At 67.2% G+C, this 17732-nt stretch carries 17 protein-coding genes and 2 riboswitches; of the genes, 5 read left to right on the forward strand and 12 right to left on the reverse strand.

Going from position 1 to position 17732, the window contains the following annotated elements; all coding sequences use genetic code 11:
• Nucleotide 1: 1 nt before the first annotated feature.
• From C4N9_RS00725 to C4N9_RS00765, 9 genes are read right to left on the reverse strand one after another with little or no spacing between them, the layout of a single operon-like run.
• On the reverse strand, nt 2-886 hold the full coding sequence (locus C4N9_RS00725) for a branched-chain amino acid ABC transporter permease (RefSeq protein WP_109531374.1): 885 nt from the start codon (nt 884-886) through the stop codon (nt 2-4).
• Nucleotides 883-1818 carry a winged helix-turn-helix transcriptional regulator gene (locus C4N9_RS00730; RefSeq protein WP_109531375.1) on the reverse strand — a complete coding sequence of 312 codons (936 nt, stop codon included), beginning with the start codon at nt 1816-1818 and terminating at the stop codon, nt 883-885. Before C4N9_RS00730 ends, C4N9_RS00725 begins: the two co-directional genes overlap by 4 nt.
• On the reverse strand, nt 1815-2999 hold the full coding sequence (locus C4N9_RS00735; protein ID WP_109531376.1) for an acetyl-CoA C-acyltransferase: 1185 nt from the start codon (nt 2997-2999) through the stop codon (nt 1815-1817). Before C4N9_RS00735 ends, C4N9_RS00730 begins: the two co-directional genes overlap by 4 nt.
• 47 nt (nt 3000-3046) lie before the next feature.
• Nucleotides 3047-4255: an acetyl-CoA acetyltransferase gene (locus C4N9_RS00740; protein WP_109531377.1), complete on the reverse strand. Its 1209-nt coding sequence runs from the start codon at nt 4253-4255 to the stop codon at nt 3047-3049.
• The gene (locus tag C4N9_RS00745; RefSeq protein ID WP_109531378.1) at nt 4252-5181 is read right to left on the reverse strand and encodes an NAD(P)H-dependent flavin oxidoreductase; all 930 of its coding nucleotides are present in this window, start codon (nt 5179-5181) and stop codon (nt 4252-4254) included. The genes C4N9_RS00740 and C4N9_RS00745 overlap by 4 nt, the downstream gene beginning before the upstream one ends.
• Entirely contained in the window at nt 5174-6850 is a 1677-nt protein-coding gene (locus C4N9_RS00750) for an aldehyde dehydrogenase family protein (protein ID WP_210403948.1), read from the reverse strand. Before C4N9_RS00750 ends, C4N9_RS00745 begins: the two co-directional genes overlap by 8 nt.
• The gene (locus tag C4N9_RS00755; protein ID WP_109531379.1) at nt 6850-7260 is read right to left on the reverse strand and encodes a lipocalin-like domain-containing protein; all 411 of its coding nucleotides are present in this window, start codon (nt 7258-7260) and stop codon (nt 6850-6852) included. The genes C4N9_RS00750 and C4N9_RS00755 overlap by 1 nt, the downstream gene beginning before the upstream one ends.
• The gene (locus tag C4N9_RS00760) at nt 7260-8744 is read right to left on the reverse strand and encodes a carotenoid oxygenase family protein (protein WP_109531380.1); all 1485 of its coding nucleotides are present in this window, start codon (nt 8742-8744) and stop codon (nt 7260-7262) included. Before C4N9_RS00760 ends, C4N9_RS00755 begins: the two co-directional genes overlap by 1 nt.
• A gap of 12 nt (nt 8745-8756) precedes the next feature.
• On the reverse strand, nt 8757-10250 hold the full coding sequence (locus C4N9_RS00765) for a carotenoid oxygenase family protein (RefSeq protein WP_109531381.1): 1494 nt from the start codon (nt 10248-10250) through the stop codon (nt 8757-8759).
• A gap of 168 nt (nt 10251-10418) precedes the next feature.
• Here C4N9_RS00765 and C4N9_RS00770 point away from each other — a divergent pair, with 168 nt between their 5' ends.
• From C4N9_RS00770 to thiD, 4 genes are all read left to right on the forward strand, one after another.
• Nucleotides 10419-10775 carry a YigZ family protein gene (locus C4N9_RS00770; protein WP_109531382.1) on the forward strand — a complete coding sequence of 119 codons (357 nt, stop codon included), beginning with the start codon at nt 10419-10421 and terminating at the stop codon, nt 10773-10775.
• A gap of 98 nt (nt 10776-10873) precedes the next feature.
• Complete coding sequence (locus C4N9_RS00775; RefSeq protein ID WP_109531732.1) at nt 10874-11749, forward strand: LysR substrate-binding domain-containing protein; 876 nt, start codon at nt 10874-10876, stop codon at nt 11747-11749.
• Nucleotides 11750-11775: 26 nt separating this feature from the next.
• Nucleotides 11776-11897, forward strand: a riboswitch (TPP riboswitch).
• Between the two features lie 34 nt (nt 11898-11931).
• Complete coding sequence (locus tag C4N9_RS00780; protein WP_109531733.1) at nt 11932-12381, forward strand: NUDIX hydrolase; 450 nt, start codon at nt 11932-11934, stop codon at nt 12379-12381.
• Nucleotides 12378-13187, forward strand: a complete 810-nt coding sequence (gene thiD, locus C4N9_RS00785) for a bifunctional hydroxymethylpyrimidine kinase/phosphomethylpyrimidine kinase (RefSeq protein ID WP_109531383.1) — start codon at nt 12378-12380, stop codon at nt 13185-13187. Before C4N9_RS00780 ends, thiD begins: the two co-directional genes overlap by 4 nt.
• On the opposite strand, the gene thiE is transcribed toward thiD, so the two are convergent.
• Genes thiE through thiC form a run of 3 tightly spaced genes read right to left on the reverse strand, consistent with a single transcriptional unit; the run spans nt 13176 to nt 16419 of the window.
• Nucleotides 13176-13814, reverse strand: a complete 639-nt coding sequence (thiE, locus tag C4N9_RS00790) for a thiamine phosphate synthase (protein ID WP_109531384.1) — start codon at nt 13812-13814, stop codon at nt 13176-13178. The two genes, thiD and thiE, sit on opposite strands and share 12 nt — an antisense overlap.
• On the reverse strand, nt 13811-14620 hold the full coding sequence (thiM, locus tag C4N9_RS00795) for a hydroxyethylthiazole kinase (RefSeq protein WP_109531385.1): 810 nt from the start codon (nt 14618-14620) through the stop codon (nt 13811-13813). The genes thiE and thiM overlap by 4 nt, the downstream gene beginning before the upstream one ends.
• A complete protein-coding gene (gene thiC, locus C4N9_RS00800; protein WP_109531386.1) occupies nt 14617-16419 on the reverse strand; it encodes a phosphomethylpyrimidine synthase ThiC in 1803 nt (600 codons plus the stop codon). Before thiC ends, thiM begins: the two co-directional genes overlap by 4 nt.
• A gap of 96 nt (nt 16420-16515) precedes the next feature.
• Nucleotides 16516-16634: riboswitch (TPP riboswitch) on the reverse strand.
• Between the two features lie 150 nt (nt 16635-16784).
• On the opposite strand from thiC, the gene C4N9_RS00805 reads away from it, so the two are divergent.
• Complete coding sequence (locus tag C4N9_RS00805) at nt 16785-17660, forward strand: NAD(P)-dependent oxidoreductase (protein ID WP_109531387.1); 876 nt, start codon at nt 16785-16787, stop codon at nt 17658-17660.
• Nucleotides 17661-17732: the final 72 nt, after the last annotated feature.

Raw genomic sequence — 17732 nt, forward strand, 5'->3', positions numbered from 1 at the left:
CTCAGACCCTCCGTCCATGCGCGTCGCCCATCAGCCCGTTGGGCTTGAGGATCAGCACCGCGATCAGCACCAGATAGGCGGCGATGTCCTTGAACCCGTCGGGCAGGTAGACGCCCGCATATTGCTCGATCAGGCCGATCAGGATGCCGCCCAGAACCGCGCCCGGCAGGCTGCCGAAGCCGCCCAGCACGATGGCGGCCAGCGCCTTCAGCGTGATCAGCCAGAGCGCGGTATCGACCAGCGTCAGCGGCGCAAGGAAGATCCCGGCCACCGCCGCCGTCACCCCCGCCAGCGCCCAGACCAGCGAATTGAGCCGCTTCACCCGCACGCCGTTCAGATGCGCGGCCAGCTGGTTCTGGCTGGCGGCCTGCATGGCGATTCCCAGCCGGGTCTTGCGGAAAAACACCCACAGCAGCGCGGCGATCAGGAACACCGCGGCCATGATCACCAGCGACAGATCGGCGACGGTGACCCCGAGGATACGAACCGATCCGCCGGTCCAGGGCGTGTCGTAGCTTTGAGAATCGGTGCCGAAGACCATCTGCACCAGACCGCGCAGCATGAAGGCCAGCGCGATGGTCAGCATGACGCCCGCGAATTGCGGCTGGCCGGCGATCCGGCGCACGATCACCGCATCCATCCCATAGGCCAGAATGCCCACCCCCGCCGCCACCAGCGGCAGCACCAGCCAGAAGGGCATCCCCGCGCCCGCGATCAGCGCCCAGGCGGAAAAGGCCGACAGCACCAGAAGGTCGCCATGCGCAAAGTTCAGCACCTCGGTGGCCTTGTGGATCAGCACGATCCCCATCGCCACCAGCGCATAAATCGCGCCGACGGCAATGCCGTTCACGGTAAGCTGGGAAAAGAGTTCCAGGGCCGGGCTCATGCGGCGCCCTCCGTTTCGAAGCGCACGTCCCAGGCGTTCAGCCGCTCGTGGCAATGCCCGCAGGTGGCGCGCGGCACGAAGGCCTTGCCACAGGCCTTGTGGCGCGGGCGGATCGAGCTGGGCTCGTTGAACAGATGCTCGGACGCCCAGACGCTGAGCAGCGCGATATAGGGAAACAGCGCGCGTCCCGCAGGGGTCAGCAGATAGACCCGGCGGCGGCGGTCGTCGCGGTCGGGCTCGACGCTCAGAAGACCGGCCTCGACCATGGCAGGCAGACGGCGGCTCAGAAGCGGCGGGCTGATCCGAAGCACATGGGACAATTGGTCGAAATGCCGACAGCCCAGCACCAGCGCCGAAACGATCATCAGCGTCCAGCGATCCATCCGCAGCGCGAGATGGTCCATGGCACCATCGGTGACCGTCACCTTGGGCGTGCGCATCGGCGCGTCGGGATCATGCGGCAGGTGGGGGTTGGGCTTCAGCCTCAGCTCGAGATCGCGCAGCGTCACCGTCTCGCCGCAGGCCTCGCAGCTCAGTTGCGGGATGAAACCGTGGCCGCAGGTCTTGTGAACCAGCCGCGTCGGCAGGGCGATGCGGTTCTCGCCGAAGCGCTGCTCCCAGTCCCAGGTCATCAGCGTGGCCTCGTAGACGGCCATGCCCTTGCGGGTCAGGTGATAGGCGTAGCGCTCGGGCCGCTCCTGGTAGAGACGCGGGCGCATCAGGTCCATATGCATCAGCGATTTCAGCCGCGACGACAGCGTGCGGCGCGGAATGGCCAGCCAGGACTGGAAATCGTCGAACCGCTTCACCCCCATGAAGGCGCCCATCAGGATCTGCATCGTCCAGCGGTCCCCGATCAGCTTCAGCGCATGGCTCAGTGTCGACGTGCTCAGCGCGTCGCGGATCAGGTCCAGATCGGGCGCCTCGCTCATGCCACCCGCTCGATGATGACGGCCGAGGCCAGCCCCGCCGCACCGCAGGCCGCGATCAGCGCGCGCCGTGCGCCCCGCCGCTCGAGTTCATCCAGCGCGGTGCCGATCAGCGCCGACCCGGTAGATCCCATCGCGTGGCCCAGCGCGATGGCCCCGCCATTCACGTTGAGCCTGTCCAGCGGCACGTCCATGGAGCGGGCGAAATGCAGCGCCAGCGCGGCGAAGCTTTCATTGACCTCGAACAGGTCGATATCGCCGGCCAGCAGCCCCGCCCGGTTCAGCGCCGCCTGCGCCGCGTCGACCGATCCCGTCAGCGCCAGCACGCGGTCGACCGACATCTCGGCCGTGGCGAGAAGGCGCGCGCGGGGCTTCAGCCCGGCCGCCCGCGCCGCTGCTTGCGTGCCCAGCAACACCGCCGAAGCGCCATCGGCCATGGCCGGCGAGTTCCCCGCATGGTGAACGTGGTCGATACGCCCAAGCCCGGTATAGGCCATGAGCGTCGCGTCGAACCCATAGGCCTGCCCCATCTCGGCAAAGGCCGGGTCCAGCGCGGACAGCTTTTCGGCGCTGGTGCCCGCGCGCGGCGTTTCGTCCTGCTCCAGCCCGGCGACCGGAACCAGCGAGGCAAAGGCCCCGGCCTCGCGCGCGGTGACGGCGCGGCGCTGGCTTTCGGCGGCATAGGCATCGCAATCGGCGCGGCTGAACCCTTCGATCGTGGCCACCGCATCGGCGCTGATGCCGATCGGAACCAGACCGGCGGATTTCTGGAACGCGTGGTCGTGGGTCAGCGGGCCCTTGTCGGACGCCATAGGCACCTGCGACATGCTCTCGACCCCGCCGCCGATGGCCAGCCCGTCGCCGGCCTGCGCCTTCAGCGCGGCCAGCACCACGGCCGAGAGCCCGCTGGCGCAATAGCGGTTGACCGTGAGCCCGGGCACCGCGTCGGAATAGCCCGCCGCGATCAGGCCCAGCTTGCCGATATTCGCCCCCTGCCCGGCGGTCTGGGTGACGCAGCCGAAAATCGAATCGGCCAGCGTCCGTCCCTTGAGCGCGTGGCGCTCGGCCAGCGCCCTGAGCGGGGCGGCCAGCAGGTCGACGGGCGTGGTCTGTGCCAGCGCCCCCTTGGCATTGCCCCGCCCGCGCGGCGTGCGCAGCGCGTCGATGATGACGATCTCGGTCATCCGTTCCTCCCTTGTCGCCGGTCGCCCGGCGCGATGGCCTTGGCGTCTTACGGCGCCTCGACCACGAAACTTACCACCGTTCCGAACGAGCCGCCGATATTCAGCGTCTGCATCCGTTGCGCGCCCTCGATCTGCATGGCTTCGGCCTTACCCAGCACCTGCCGCGCCGCGTCGCGCAGCATCCGCGTGCCCGTCGCGCCGACCGGATGGCCGCAGCCGATCAGCCCGCCCGACATGTTCACCGGGCAGCGGCCCCCCGCCTCGATGCTGCCATCCTCGACCGCCTGCCAGCTTTGCCCCGGCGCGGTCAGCCCCAGATGGTCGATGGCGATGTATTCGGTGGTGGTGAAGCAATCATGCGTCTCGACCCCGCTCACCGCCTCGATCCCGGCGATCCCGGCGCGGCGCCATGCATCCTCGATGGTCTGGCGCACATGCGGAAAGACGTAGTCGCCCTGCCGCTCCAGCTTGTCCCTGAACCGCAGCCCGGCATTGCGATGGCCCCAGCCCGCGATCCGTGCGGCGCGCTTGCCGGTGCGACGCGACCATTCCGCCGCGAAGGCGGGCGAGGCCAGAACCAGCGAGGCCGCGCCATCGGTGATCTGCCCGCAATCCTGCCGCCGCGTCCCCGGTTCGATCACCGGGTTGGCGTTGTCGTCATCGGTGAAGCTGAGCGCGTTGAATTCCCAGCCGCGCGTCTGCGCCAGCGGATTATTTCGGGCATTCCCGTAATTCAATTCCGCGATCCGGTTGAGATGCCGCCGGTCCAGCCCGTAGCGCGCGTCGTATTCCTGCGCGGCCAGCCCGAACACGGCGGGCCACAGGAAGCGGCAGTCGATATCCTCGTGCCCCTGCCAGCCGGCCGCGTTCTGGTTGACGCTGGCAACGTCCCCCTTGGTGTTCTTGAATTCCTCGGCGCCGACGACCAGCACGCAATCGTAGCGCCCCGCCTCGATCTCGGCCATCGCCGCCAGCACGGCGAGCGAGGCGCTGGCGCAGGCCCCTTCGTGGCGCATCGCCGGAATGCCCCATAGCTCGGGCACCACCTGCGCGACCATGGCGCCCAGATGCGCCTGCTGGCGCTGCATCTCGCCGAACGCGTTGCCGACATGGATGCTTTCGACCTGATCGGGCGTGACCTGAGCGTCTTCCAGAACGTCCAGAACCGAGTCGCGGATCATGTCCGATATATCCAGCCCCTCGCGCGACCAAGCGCGGGCGAAATCGCTTTGCGACGTGCCAAGGATGAAGGTCATGCGACGCTCCGGTCCAGCCGCGACGACAGGCGACCGCGCGCCGCGTCGTATTCCGCTTCCAGCCGCGCGACGATGGCGGAGGCCGGTTCCGTCCCGGTAACGGCACCGACGCCCTGCCCCGCCGACCACACATCGGCCCAGCGCTTGCCCTTGAAGCTCTGGCTGCTGTCATAGGCGCGGCCCGGCGCGTCGGGCATGTCGTCGGGATCCATCCCGTTGTCACGCAGCGAGGGCTTCAGCCAGCTTGCCGGGGTGCCGGTGATCCCCGCGCTGATGAGCAGATCCTCGATCTGGGCGGCGGCCACCATGTCCTTGTAGGCCGCGGGCGCCATGCTTTCCTCGGCGGCGATGAACGAGGTCCCCATATAGACGTAATCCGCCCCCGCCGCGATCGCGCCGGCGATCCCGGCGCCGTCGCTGATGCCGCCGCCGACGATGACGATTCCGTCGAAGAACGCCCGCACCGCGCTGACGAAGGCAAAGGGCGACAGCGTGCCGGTATGCCCGCCCGCCCCGGCGCAGATGCAGGCCAGACCGTCCGCCCCCGCCGCCACCGCCTTGCGCGCCAGTGCAACGGTCGTCACATCTGCGATCACCTTGCCGCCATAGCCATGCACCGTCTCAATGGCCGGTTTCGGCGATCCCAGAGCGGTCACGACGAAGGGCGGCTTATGCCTGGCGATCAGGGCCAGATCCTGCGGCAGGCGGGCATTCGAGGAATGTGTCACCAGATTGGCGCACCACGGCGCCGTGCCGACCTCGGCCCGGATCCGGGTCATCCAGTCATCAAGCTGTTCGATGCTGCGGCAATTGGGCGTCGGGAACGCGCCGACGATTCCGGCCTTGCAGGCCGCAATCACCAGCTCGGGCCCCGAGACGAGGAACATGGGCGCGGCGAAAACCGGCAGGCGAAGCGGATCAGCCATGAACGGACCTCACGGGACGGCGGGATTGGGTGACGGCGAAGCGCGAGGCGACGAAGGCCAGCGTGGTCAGCGCGGCATTGCCCGCGCCGTTCAGGCCGGTGACGTGGTAATCGCTATAGGCGGCGGCGAAATTAAGCGGCATGGCGCCGGTCAGGTTGATGGTCAGCTGCGCCCCGGCCCGGGCATAGGCGTGCTCGGCCCGTTCGATGAAGGCATCATCGCGGGCATAGAGAAAGCCGGTGATCCCGCCTTTCTGCGCGGCATCCGTCGTGGCCTGTTCCAGCGCATCCTCGGCCGAGTCGCAGTCGATGACGAAACCGATCGGGCCGAAGCGCTCCTCGGCATAGAGATCGCGCGCGTCCTTGCCCAGCTGCACCAGAAGCGGCGTCGCGGTGCGGGCGCCGGGGAAATCGGGATGCGGATAAGGGCGGCTGTCGAGCAGCAGCTTGCCCCGCGCGCGTCCCTCGTCGCGCATCCGGGCGATCAGGTCCAGCGTCCCTGCCCCCTGCACCGTGGCCAGGATCATCCCGGCGCGGCGCGGATCCTCGGTCAGGCGGGCAATGGCCTCGGCCAGCCGCGCGGCGACCTCGTCGCGCGGGACTGGGCCCTCGGGCGTGTCGATCTGCGGCGGCAGATAGACATTCTGCGGGCTCGTGCACATCTGCGCCGAGAACATGCACATCGTCGTCGCCAGCGAGCGGATCGCCGCGTCCAGATCCTCGGCCCCGGCCAGCACAACGGTGTTGCAGCCTGAGGTTTCGGTGAAAGCGATGGCGGGATGGGCGTTGGCCTCGACCCACTGCCCGAAACGGGCGGAGCCGGTGAAATCGACGATGGCGCAATCGGGATGCTTGATCAGCACCTTGCCCAGCGGCGCGTCGAGCGTATCGAGACACAGCGTCACAAGGTTCGGATCGAAGCCCTGCTCGGCCAGCAGGTCACGAAAGACGCGAACGGTGATCGCCATCGGCAAGACGCTGGCGGGATGCGGCTTGACGATCACCGCGTTGCCGGTGGCAAGGCTGGCCAGCATCGACGGCCACGCATTCCATGTCGGGAAGCTGGCGCAGGTGAAGCAGACCGCGACGCCGCGCGGCATCAGGCGATAGGTCTTTTCCAGCGAAATCTCATCGCGACCGAACCGCCGCGCCCAATGCGCCTGCGGCGTGACCGCGCGCATCGCCTGTTCGGCATAGACCAGCGCCTCGATCCCGCGATCGAGCGCGTTCACCCCCGACCCGGCATAGGCCATGTTATAGCTCTGACCCGCCGTGTGCATGACCGCGTGGACCAGTGTGAACAGATGGTCGCGATACAGCCGGTCGAGCCCTTCCATCAGCAGCATGAGACGGGTGTCGATATCGGCAGCGGCCCAGCCCGGCATCGCGGCCTTGGCGGCGGCAAACAGCGCGTCGGGATCGGCCTGAGGATAGGTGATGCCAAGGGGCTCTTGCGTGTAAGGCGACAGCTCTTCGCCCGCCTGCCCGGTCACGCCCGGCAGATCCAGCGCGAAGGGCGTGCCCAGCAGCGCCTCAAACGCGGCCTGGCCCGCGGGGGCGGCGCTGTCCGCATCGGGGTAGAGTTTGGGCATTTCGGGATAGGGCGACCAGCAGGCGCGCTCGGCACAGGCCTGACGCGCGCGGTCCAGAATGGCGGCGTGATCGAACATCAGCGTCTCCAGCGCAGGCGATGATGACGGGGACCTTCCTGTGCCGACAGGGTCAGCGCATCGCCCTCGAGGTCGATGCGGCGCACCTGTTCTGTCCCGGGAAAGTCGGGATTCAGGCTGTGAGTGACGGCATGGATGACATGGGGAATGCCCGCGCGCTCTTCGGTCCGCCATGTGCCCGCATAGTGGAAATAGCTCTCAAAAGCGGCGATCCGCTCGGCATCGGGCGCCTTGCGCGGATTGCCGGTCGACCAGCGCGGACGATCCGCGCGGGCGATGCAGGCCGACATGAAGCCGTCTTCGGTATAGCAGATCATCCCGGTCGGGGACTCGCCGAAGGGATGCGTGACGCGTCCCTCCGTTTCGATCTCCCAACCGACCAGATGCCAGGTTCCTCCCAGATCCGGCATCAGGCCACCTGCGCCGCCGACAGCTGATCTTCGCGCACCCAGCAGGAATGGAAGCCATGCGGCACCCGCTGCGGCACGATCACCTTCGCGACGGGGCCTTTCGAGATGTCGCGCGCATCCGTCACCCAGACTTCCGAGCGGTTTTCCAGCCCGTTCCAGACGAAGCCCACGACGTAGCCGTCGTCCTCCTCGGTCGCGCCATCGCGGGGCGCGAAGGGCGCTTCCGAGAACCAGTAGCCCTCGCCCGGGTGATAGGCGACGGCGGCGCCTGTCTGCAGGTCGTATTTCACCAGCCCGGCGAAATGGGGCTGTTCCAGTGTGCGCGGACGCCCCATCAGAACGTTATAGGTGTAGCGGTTCTTCAGCCCCTGGAAGCGGGTGTTGATCATCGGGAATTCGGTGTTGAGGATGTCGTCGACGATCCCTTCGCGCGTCATCCCCGTATCGAGATTCATCCGCCACTGATACAGTTCGTAATCCGTGCCCTGCGTGCCGATGGTGAACAGAAGCCGCTGCACGTCCAGCCCGCCATCATAGCCGCGCGGCATGGCATAGGGCGTGCCCAGCATGACCAGCTCGCGTTCGCCCTGCGCGTTGACCTCTTCCCACGCGTTCGAGACATGCAGCATGTAGCGCGGGTTGAATTCGAACCAGCGGATCTGGTCGGGCGTGCCATGCCGGGGAATGACGGCAAAACGGGTCGGCCAGTCCTGATGGAATTCCAGCGAATATCGCCCGCGTTGCAGGGCCTCGCGGTTATTCACCAGCGGGAAATCGTGCAGGATGGTGAAATTCGGCGTGATCGCGCAATCATGCGGCAGGCGCGGCCCCGGCAGCTCGACCGGCATGAAGGTTTTCAGCGCGCCGTCCGGCCCGATCACCCCGTAATGCATATAGGGATGGCGGTTGCCATAGGCGAAGAAGATGAACTCGCCCGTCGCCTCGTCGATCCGGCTATGGGCCGAGATCTGCAGGCCGACCAGCCGCGGGTCCTGTTCCAGCTTGCCCAGCGTCTGCAGGCTGCCGGGATCGACGGTATAGACCGCGCCGCCCCGGTACCACATCGAGTAAAGCTTGCCGTTGTGGAATTTCACATCCGTGTTCGCGGTGTTCTTCAGCGCGTCATCGGGCAGCGTCCCGTCCGGCATCCGGTCCTTCAGCCCGGGCCACAGCGCGCGCCCGGCCTCGCGTTCGGCCTTCAGACCGTCGGTTTCCACCATCCGGTTGCGATAGGTCGCGCGGCCGTTCTGAAAGCGCACCGCGTGCAGCATCCCGTCGCCGTCGAACCAGTGGTATTTCCCGTGCGGCGCATGGGCGGGCGAGGGGCCGTTGCGGACATAAAGTCCGTTCAGATCCTCGGGCAATTCGCCGATCACTTCCAGGTCCTGCGCTTCGATCTCGCTGTGGATCGGCGCGAAAGGCCCCTGCATCGAGGCATTCTCGACCAGCCAGTCCTGTTCGGCGGGTATCGTCTCGAGTCCCATGGTATTCCTCCCTCAGCCCATGGCCGCGCGGGCCAGAATCCCGCCATCGCGGAAATCGGCACCGTTGGCCCAGCATGAATGCGTCCCGCTCGCCAGCTGGTGCGGAAGCTGCAGCTTGCAGACCGCCCCCTTGTCGAAATCCTTTGCGTCGATCAGCCAGACCTCGGACTTGCCGGTCTTTTCGTTGATCACGAAGGTCACCAGATAGCCGTCATCCTCGGACGTGGCGCCGATGCGCGGCGCAAAGGGCGCCTCGCTGGCATAGAGCCCCTCGGGCAGGGTCAGCTGCCAGCTTTCGCCCGTCTGAAGGTCGTGCTTCACATAGCCGTTGAAGATGAACCAGCCGGGCACCTGCACCGCCGAATAGGCGTAGCGATAGGGCTTGCCCGCGTATTTCTGGTTGATCATGCCGAATTCCAGCACCCGGTCGTCCAGCCGCTCTTCGCGCGTTTCGCCGGTCTTCAGGTTGAAACGCCAGCGATGCAGCTTGGTGCCCATCTTGTACTGGTCGAGATAGGACATCATCCGCTCGTAACCCGGCTGCGCCCCCTCGTAATTGGTGGGCATCGGGTCTTCCTGGAAATACCCGTCGAGCACGATCTCGTCGCCCTCTTCATAGGCGTTGAGCCAGTGCAGCACGAAGGTGGGCGCGGCCTCGAACCACCGGACATCCTCGGCCCCGCCCCGGCGCGGGATCACCGCGAAGCGCGAGGGCTGATCGGGATAAAACCGCACCACGTGTTTGTCCCGCTTCAATAGCTCGGGGTCCCAGTGCAGCGGGAAATCGTTGAGGATCGCGTAATTCCTGGTGAACGCCATGTCATGCGGCAGGCGCGGCCCCGGCAGCGGCACGGGCGTGTAATGCACCAGCCGGTCGCTGCGATCGACCACGCCGTAATGCATGTAGGGCGGCGTCTTCGAATAGTTGAAGAACAACAGCTCGCCGGTTTCCTCGTCCACCTTGGTATGGGCCGAGATGCCGTGTTCGGGCGACCAGTCGGGCACGCCCTGCTGATCCAGCGTCAGCGGGTCCATGCGGTAGCCTTCGCCGCACTGGAAATAGGTCGACAGCGCCTTGCCGGCATGGACGACCACATCCGTGCTGCTGGCATCCTTCAGCGCACCATGCGCGCCCCAGCCGGGGCGCTTGGACAAGGCCGGGTCTTCCATCAGCCCCGCCCAGAGCCGCCCGCCGTTCTCGATCTCGGCCTGCAGGCCCTTGGTCTGCACAAACCGATTACGATACTGCACTTTTCCGTCGCGAAAGGCCGCCATGTGGATCATGCCGTCGCCGTCGAACGGATGATAGCGATTCATGGATTGATGCAGCGGATTCTGCGTGTTGCGCAGATAGACCCCGTCGATATCGGTCGGCACCTGACCTTCCAGCAAAAGAAGGTCATCAGCGTTGACCTCTTGATGCAGCGGCGCCCAGGGTCCTTGAAGATAGGGATGATCGCCGGGCTGGATCGAGCCGGTATATTCCTTGACCACGTCGTGGCTCATGACACACCTCCCGTTGCATCAGGAACTTTCACTTACGTTATTGCACTATTGATTCCGGGAAAACATGACTCTGTCAACATCTTTTCCGCGACTCCCAGGGTCACCCGCGCATCACCGGGCCTGCGGACGCGCCTTGCCCCGTCACCGGCGCAGGGATAAGCCTGCCCCATGCGCATCCTGGAGAACGTCATCTCTGACCGCGGGTCGAAATACGCCGTTTCCGGCGGCCCCTGCGCGTCCGAGGACGAGGCGAAAGCCTTCATCAAGGCCCTCTGCCGCAAGAAGAAATTCGCCAAGGCAACGCATAACACCTGGGCGCTTCTGACCGACGAGGCGCCAATCAAGAACGACGATGGCGAAGCCGGGGCGGGCATGGTGATCCTGCGGATGCTCGAGCGCGAGGACCTGCGCAACCATATCATCGTCGTGACCCGCTGGTTCGGTGGCAAGCATCTGGGCGGCGACCGTTTCCGCCACGTTCAGGACGCGGTGCGAATGTATCTCGAGGACCTGCAATCCTCGTGACCACCCCTTGCCCGGCGGGGATAGCGGCGTAGACTTGCGCGAAACGGATATCGCCGACGCCCCGGTCCCGGAACCCGAAAGTGACGCCGAATTTCGACATGGATGCACTGCGCACGATCATCGTGGGCACCGATCTGGGCAGCTTCGCGCGCGCGGCGGTTCAGCTTGGCCGGTCGCAATCGGCGGTCAGCATGCAGGTGAAGAAGCTGGAACAACAGGCGGGCACGCCCTTGTTCATGCGCAAGGGGCGGGGGCTGGTCCCGACCGAGGCGGGCGAGGCGCTCATCGCCTATGCAAGGCGGATCGTCGCGCTGAATGACGAGGCGGCACAGCAGATCGGGGCGGGCGCGCCGGCGGCCTCGGTGCGGCTGGGCCTGCCGCAGGATTTCTTCGACGACGTGATGCCCGCCACGCTGGCCCGATTCGCGCGGGATCACGGCGACGTTCATGTCGATGTCAGGGCCGGCGACAACCACAGCATCGCCGACGAGGTGCGCGCCGGTCGCCTGGATGCCGCCATCGCCTTTTTCCGCCCCGGCAGTCCGGCCGAGGGCGAGATCCTGTGCACCTTGCCGATGCGCTGGCTCACCCATCGGGACCGGGCTGCGCAGGCGATACCCGACCCCCTGCCCCTTGTGCTGTTCAACCATCCCTGCCTGTTCCGTCAAGCCGCGCTTGCCGCTTTGGACCGGCGCCGCCTGTGCTGGCGCGCCGCGCTGACCACGCCCAGCCTGCCGGCGATCTGGGGCGCGCTGCGCTCGGGGCCGGGGCTGGCGGTGCGCACGGATCATGGCTGCCCCGACGATATCGTCGCGCTGACCGGCCACCCGGCCCTGCCCGATCTGCCGGGGATCGAGCTGCGGCTGCTGCGGGCCCCCGACCCCACGCGCGCGGCAGAACGGCTTGCCGAAACCTTGCGCGCCGAAACGCTCGGCCGTCTTGCTCCCGGTGGCATATCGCGCGCGACCCGTTGAACCCGCGTTTTTTCCTGATACGCTGAGCGGATACCGAGGGGGGTCCCGACAAGGGGCTGAGATACTGCTGGCCCGGGACCGCGCAGCGCAGTGACCCTTTGAACCTGATCCGGATCATGCCGGCGAAGGGACAGGACCGTTGCGCTTTCTTGCCCTTGCCGGCCTCAATGCCCGAGGCCGCCATGCCAAACCCACCGACACCCGACCACCCGATCCCCGCCGTGCTGGCCATCGTCATTCGGGGGGATGACATCCTGCTCGTCCGCCGCGCCAATCCGCCTGATGCGGGGCTATGGGGTTTTCCCGGCGGCAAGATCGACCCGGGCGAGACGCTGCACACCGCCGCCCTGCGCGAATTGCACGAAGAAACCGGCGTCACCGCCAGGGCGCGGCAGGTCGTCACCGCGCTCGATGCGTTCGACCGGGACGAGGCCGGGACGCTGCGGCGCCATTTCATCCTGATCGCCGTGTTGTGCGACTGGATCGCGGGCGAGCCGGTCGCGGGCGATGACGCTCTGGACGCGTGCTGGGTCGATCTGACGGGGCTCCCGACCTCGGGCTTGCCGCTCAGCCGCGACGTGGCCGAGGTGGCGGCGCAAGCCGCCGCGCTGAGGACGGAGGGCGGGGCATGATCGCCAATACCCTCAGCATCGCGGGCACCGATCCCTCGGGCGGAGCCGGGATTCAGGCCGATATCAAGGCGATCTCGGCGCTTGGCGGCTATGCCTGTACCGCGATCACCGCCGTGGTCGCGCAGAATACCCTAGGAGTGCGCTCCTTCGTGGCGCTCGATCCCGCCTTTGTCGCGGATCAGATCGACGCGGTGCTTGAAGACGTGCGGATCGACGCGGTCAAGATCGGCATGATCGCCAATGCCGCGATTGCCGAGGCCGTGGCGGACCGGCTGCGGCATCATGGCGTGCGCAACGTGGTGCTCGACCCGGTGATGGTGGCGAAAAGCGGCCATGCCCTGCTGGCGCCCGAGGCCGTGGCGGCGGTGCGCGACCTGCTGGTGCCGTTATCCACGATCATCACCCCGAACCTGCCCGAGGCCGCGGTGCTGCTGGGCCGCCCCGACGACTGGGATACCGGGTCCATGCGCGCAGCCCTGCCCGCGCTGCAGGCGCTGGGGTCGGACTGGGTGCTGCTGAAGGGGGGGCATCTGACCGACAGCGCCGACAGCACCGACCTGCTGGCCGGGACCAGCGGCATCACCGCTTTTCCCGCGCCCCGCATCGCCACGACCAACGACCATGGCACCGGCTGCACGCTGTCTTCGGCCCTTGCCACGCTGCTTCCCCGGATGGCGGTGCCCGAGGCGGTCGCGCAGGCCAAGGCCTATCTGAGCGGCGCGCTTGCGGTTAGTGACGCGCTCGATGTCGGGCAAGGTCACGGGCCGGTGCACCATTTCCACGCGCTCTGGCGCTCAACGGGATAAAGCGTCGATGCCCTCGCGCATCGCCTGCGCTGCGCTTTGCGGATCGGGCTGGCCGCAGATGGCCGAGACCACCGCGATGCCCTGCGCCCCGGCGGCGAAGGCCTGCGAAATATGCTGGCGTTTCAGCCCGCCGATGGCGACCGCGGGGACCGGGCTGGCCGCGACCTGCGCCGCCAGCCCATCAAAGCCGACCGGGCGCTTGTGGTCCTGTTTCGTAGGCGTGGCAAAGACCGGACCCGCGCCGACGTAATCCACCAGCGCCGGATCGACCGCCGCAGCCAGCCCGGGGCTTTCCACCGACAGGCCCAGAAGCATCGCCTTCCCGATCCGCGCGCGGGCCTCGGCCACGGCCATGTCGCCCTGCCCGATATGCAGGCCATCCGCGCCGATCGCGACCGCAGCCTCGACATCGTCGTTAACGATCAGCCGCGCCCCGCTGCCCGCAAGCGCGCGTTTCAGCGCGCGGCCGGTTTCGACCATCGCCGCCGTGCCGCCCGTCTTGTCGCGCAGCTGCACCATCGTCGCGCCACCCGCGACCGCGCGGCGGGCGGTGTCGACCATCCCGATCCCGGCGCAAAGGCCGGGATCGAGCACGAGATACAGCGACAGGTCGAACGCGGGCTTCATGCCCCGACACTTTCCAGCGCGCGGATTTCGGCCTCGGCCCCCAGCGCCTCGGGGGTCACGGCGTGCAGCGCGTCGAGGAAGCGCGGCGCGAAACTGCCCGGCCCCTGCGCGCCCTCATGTGCGCGACGCCCCGCCACGGCGAAATGCGCAAGCGCCGCCAGGGTGGCGTCGAAAGGGTCATCCGCAACCGCCGCGTAAGCGCCGCACAGGCCCGTCAGCGAACAGCCCAGCGCGGTGTTCATCGGCATATAGGGCGAGCCGCCCGCGATCCGTGCCGCGCGCGCGCCGTCGGTGACGAAATCGCTCTCGCCCGTCACCGCGACCACGCCGCCGGTCTGCGCGGCCAGCCAGCGCGCCGCGTCTTCCGCCGCCGTCACGCTGTCGCGCCCGTCGACGCCCTGTCCTCGGCTGGCCTCGCCCGCCAGCGACAGGATCTCGGAGGCGTTGCCCCGGATGATTGTCGGTTTCAGCGCCACCAGATCCGCCGCCGTCCGGCGCCTGAGCGCCGTGGCCTGACAGGCGACGGGGTCCAGAACCCACGGCTTGCCGGCGGCCTGCGCGCCTTCGATAGCCGCGCGCATTCCCGACACGAAGGGCGAGGACAGCGTGCCGATATTAACCGTCAGCGCGCCGGCGATGCGGGCGAATTCGCCGGCTTCCTCGGCATCCGAGACCATCGCGGGCGAGGCGCCGGCAGCCAGCAACACATTGGCCGCGATGTTCATCGCGACATAATTGGTGATGCATTGCACCAGCGGCGGCGCGGCGCGCAGGGCGGCCAGCAATTCCTGAGGTGACTGGCTCATTTCACGTCCTCCAGCGGGATATACAGGTCTCCGCCGTCGCGGAACTTCTCGGCCATCTTCTCCATCCCCTCTTTCTGCGCCTCGGCGCGGATGTCGTGGCTGATCCGCATCGAGCAGAATTTCGGCCCGCACATCGAACAGAAATGCGCGACCTTGTGGGCTTCCTTGGGCAGGGTCTCGTCATGCATGGACCGCGCCGTTTCGGGGTCGAGGGACAGGTTGAACTGGTCTTCCCAGCGGAACTCGAACCTTGCGCGCGACAACGCATCGTCGCGGGCCTGCGCCGCCGGATGCCCCTTGGCCAGGTCGGCGGCATGGGCGGCGATCTTGTAGGTGATGACACCGGTCTTCACATCGTCGCGGTCGGGCAGGCCCAGATGTTCCTTGGGCGTGACGTAGCAAAGCATCGCGCAACCGAACCAGCCGATCATCGCCGCGCCGATGCCGCTGGTGATGTGGTCGTAGCCCGGCGCAATGTCCGTTGTAAGCGGACCCAGCGTGTAGAATGGCGCCTCGCCGCAGGTGGCAAGCTGCTTGTCCATATTGGTCTTGATCTTGTGCATGGGCACATGGCCCGGCCCTTCGATCATGACCTGGCAATCCTTGGCCCAGGCGATATGCGTGAGCTCGCCCAGCGTCTCCAGCTCGGCAAACTGCGCCTGATCGTTGGCATCGGCGATCGAGCCGGGGCGCAACCCGTCACCCAGCGAGAAGCTGACATCATAGGCCCGCGCGATGTCGCAGATCTCGTCGAAATGATCGTAGAGAAAGCTCTCGCGGTGATGGTGCAGGCACCACTTGGCCATGATCGACCCGCCGCGCGACACGATCCCCGTGACCCGGTCCACGGTCATCGGGATCATGTGCAGCCGCACGCCCGCATGGATGGTGAAGTAATCCACCCCCTGCTCGGCCTGTTCGATCAGCGTGTCGCGGAAGACCTCCCAGCTCAGATCCTCGGCAATGCCGCCGACCTTTTCCAGCGCCTGATACAGCGGCACGGTGCCGATGGGCACGGGGCTGTTGCGCAGGATCCAGTCACGGATGTTGTGGATGTTGCGCCCGGTCGACAGGTCCATGACGGTATCTGCGCCCCAGCGGGTGGCCCAGACCATCTTTTCGACCTCTTCGGCCATTGACGAGGTGACGGCGGAATTGCCGATATTGGCGTTGATCTTGACCAGGAAGTTGCGGCCGATCGCCATCGGCTCGGCCTCGGGGTGGTTGATATTGGCGGGGATGATCGCCCGGCCCTTGGCCACCTCGTCGCGCACGAATTCGGGCGTGATGAAATCGGGGATCTCGGCACCGAAATCCTCGCCGTCGCGCAGCAGCGCCTGTTTCGCGGCCTTGCGGCCCATGTTTTCGCGGATCGCCACGAATTCCATCTCGGGCGTGACGATGCCCGCGCGCGCATAAGCCATCTGCGTCACCGCCCGGCCTCCGGTCGCCCGGCGCGGGGCATGGCGGACCGGGAATTCCGGCACCAGCCGCGCGCCATCGGCAAAGCCGTTATCCTCGGGCCGGACATGGCGGCCCCCATAAAGCTCCGTATCGCCGCGCGCCGCGATCCAGCCGTCACGAAGGCGGGGAAGGCCCCGGGCGATGTCGATCCGGGCATCGGGGTCGGTATAGGGGCCGGAACTGTCATAGACGGTGACGGGCGGCTCGCCCGCGCTGGGATTCAGGTCGATCGCGCGCATCGGTACGCGGATATCGGGGTGCAACACGCCCGCCTGCCAGACGCGGCGCGAGGCGGGCAGCGGGCCCGTGGTGACGCTTGGGGTCAGGTCTTTCATCGGTCAGAGCCTCCAGTGCTCGAAGCGGTGGAGACCCAGTTCCGCGTTCGAATGGAGGTAGCCTGCGCAAGACGCCGAACGATTCGGGGCGAAGCCCGCGCAGCCATGACACCATCCCTACGCCAGTGTGAACTGGATCAGGTTCATCGGGTCACTGCGCTGCACGGGTGCCAGCAGTATCTCAGCCTCTTGTCGAGACCCCCCGGGTGAGTGCGGCCACCCTGCCGACAGGACCCGCGCTTGTCAATGCGGCGGGCGCGCGCCGCGTCAGCGATCGGTTTTTCGAAATCGGCGGTTCCGAATAATCCGTTTTTCGGAACATGCGGCAGCCTGTACCCTGCCAGCACGAACCGGAGGACGCCGCCATGAACACCACCCCGAGAACCGGCTTCGCAGGCCTTGGCACGATGGGGACGCCGATGGCGCTGAACCTCGTCCGGGCAGGAACGCCGCTGATGGTCTGGAACCGGACAGCCGAACGCTGCGCGCCGCTGGCCGAGTCCGGGGCCATGGTCGCCGACAGCGCGGAGGCGCTGTTCGCCACTTGCGAGACGGTGCTGCTGATGCTGGAAAACGACCGCGCCAGCGATGCCGTTCTGGGTCGCGGCACACCGGCCTTTGCGGCCCGGGTGGCGGGGCGCCGGATCGTGTCGATGGGGACGACATCGGCGGACTACTCCAGGACACTGGCCGAGGATATCCGCGCCGCCGGGGGGCGCTATGTGGAAGCGCCGGTTTCAGGCTCGCGCGCGCCGGCCGAAGCCGGGCAGCTGGTGGGGATGCTGGCGGGCGATGCGGCGGATCTGGACGGGCTCGAGGCGCTGCTCGCGCCGGTTTGCAAACAGGTCTTCCGCTGTGGCGCGGTGCCCGGTGCCTTGCAGATGAAGCTGGCGGTCAACGTGTTCCTGATCACCATGGTCACGGGCCTCGCCGAATCCGCCCATTTCGCCACCCGGCACGGGCTGGACCTGGCCCGTTTCGTCGAGATCCTGAATGCCGGGCCGATGGCGAGCGATGTCTCGCGCGTGAAGCTGGACAAGCTTCTGCGCGATGATCTTTCGCGGCAGGCGGCGATTTCGGATGTGCTGAAGAACAGCCGCCTGGTGGTCGGGGCCGCGCAGGCGGCGGGCGTGGCGCATCCCCTGATGACGGCCTGCACCGATCTTTACGCCCGGACCGAGGAGATGGGGCTGGGCGACGAGGACATGATCGCGGTCGTCCGGGCCTTCGGGACGATATAGCACTTTGCTATATTGATCCCCTGAGATTTCATCGCCGCTTCCGATTTCTGCGCTCATGCTTGGCGCGGGAAT

Source organism: Pararhodobacter marinus, from assembly GCF_003122215.1.
Classification (GTDB): domain Bacteria; phylum Pseudomonadota; class Alphaproteobacteria; order Rhodobacterales; family Rhodobacteraceae; genus Pararhodobacter; species Pararhodobacter marinus.

Excerpts from the sequence above, each read along its gene's own strand:
- thiE (WP_109531384.1), bottom strand. The coding sequence starts at position 13,814 with ATGAAGCCCGCGTTCGACCTGTCGCTGTATCTCGTGCTCGATCCCGGC.
- C4N9_RS00770 (WP_109531382.1), top strand. The coding sequence starts at position 10,419 with ATGCGCATCCTGGAGAACGTCATCTCTGACCGCGGGTCGAAATACGCC.
- C4N9_RS00760 (WP_109531380.1), bottom strand. The coding sequence starts at position 8,744 with ATGGGACTCGAGACGATACCCGCCGAACAGGACTGGCTGGTCGAGAAT.
- thiD (WP_109531383.1), top strand. The coding sequence starts at position 12,378 with ATGATCGCCAATACCCTCAGCATCGCGGGCACCGATCCCTCGGGCGGA.
- C4N9_RS00750 (WP_210403948.1), bottom strand. The coding sequence starts at position 6,850 with ATGTTCGATCACGCCGCCATTCTGGACCGCGCGCGTCAGGCCTGTGCC.
- C4N9_RS00725 (WP_109531374.1), bottom strand. The coding sequence starts at position 886 with ATGAGCCCGGCCCTGGAACTCTTTTCCCAGCTTACCGTGAACGGCATT.
- C4N9_RS00730 (WP_109531375.1), bottom strand. The coding sequence starts at position 1,818 with ATGAGCGAGGCGCCCGATCTGGACCTGATCCGCGACGCGCTGAGCACG.
- thiC (WP_109531386.1), bottom strand. The coding sequence starts at position 16,419 with ATGAAAGACCTGACCCCAAGCGTCACCACGGGCCCGCTGCCCGCCTCG.
- C4N9_RS00755 (WP_109531379.1), bottom strand. The coding sequence starts at position 7,260 with ATGCCGGATCTGGGAGGAACCTGGCATCTGGTCGGTTGGGAGATCGAA.
- C4N9_RS00765 (WP_109531381.1), bottom strand. The coding sequence starts at position 10,250 with ATGAGCCACGACGTGGTCAAGGAATATACCGGCTCGATCCAGCCCGGC.
- C4N9_RS00775 (WP_109531732.1), top strand. The coding sequence starts at position 10,874 with ATGGATGCACTGCGCACGATCATCGTGGGCACCGATCTGGGCAGCTTC.
- C4N9_RS00745 (WP_109531378.1), bottom strand. The coding sequence starts at position 5,181 with ATGGCTGATCCGCTTCGCCTGCCGGTTTTCGCCGCGCCCATGTTCCTC.
- C4N9_RS00735 (WP_109531376.1), bottom strand. The coding sequence starts at position 2,999 with ATGACCGAGATCGTCATCATCGACGCGCTGCGCACGCCGCGCGGGCGG.
- C4N9_RS00740 (WP_109531377.1), bottom strand. The coding sequence starts at position 4,255 with ATGACCTTCATCCTTGGCACGTCGCAAAGCGATTTCGCCCGCGCTTGG.
- C4N9_RS00805 (WP_109531387.1), top strand. The coding sequence starts at position 16,785 with ATGAACACCACCCCGAGAACCGGCTTCGCAGGCCTTGGCACGATGGGG.
- C4N9_RS00780 (WP_109531733.1), top strand. The coding sequence starts at position 11,932 with ATGCCAAACCCACCGACACCCGACCACCCGATCCCCGCCGTGCTGGCC.
- thiM (WP_109531385.1), bottom strand. The coding sequence starts at position 14,620 with ATGAGCCAGTCACCTCAGGAATTGCTGGCCGCCCTGCGCGCCGCGCCG.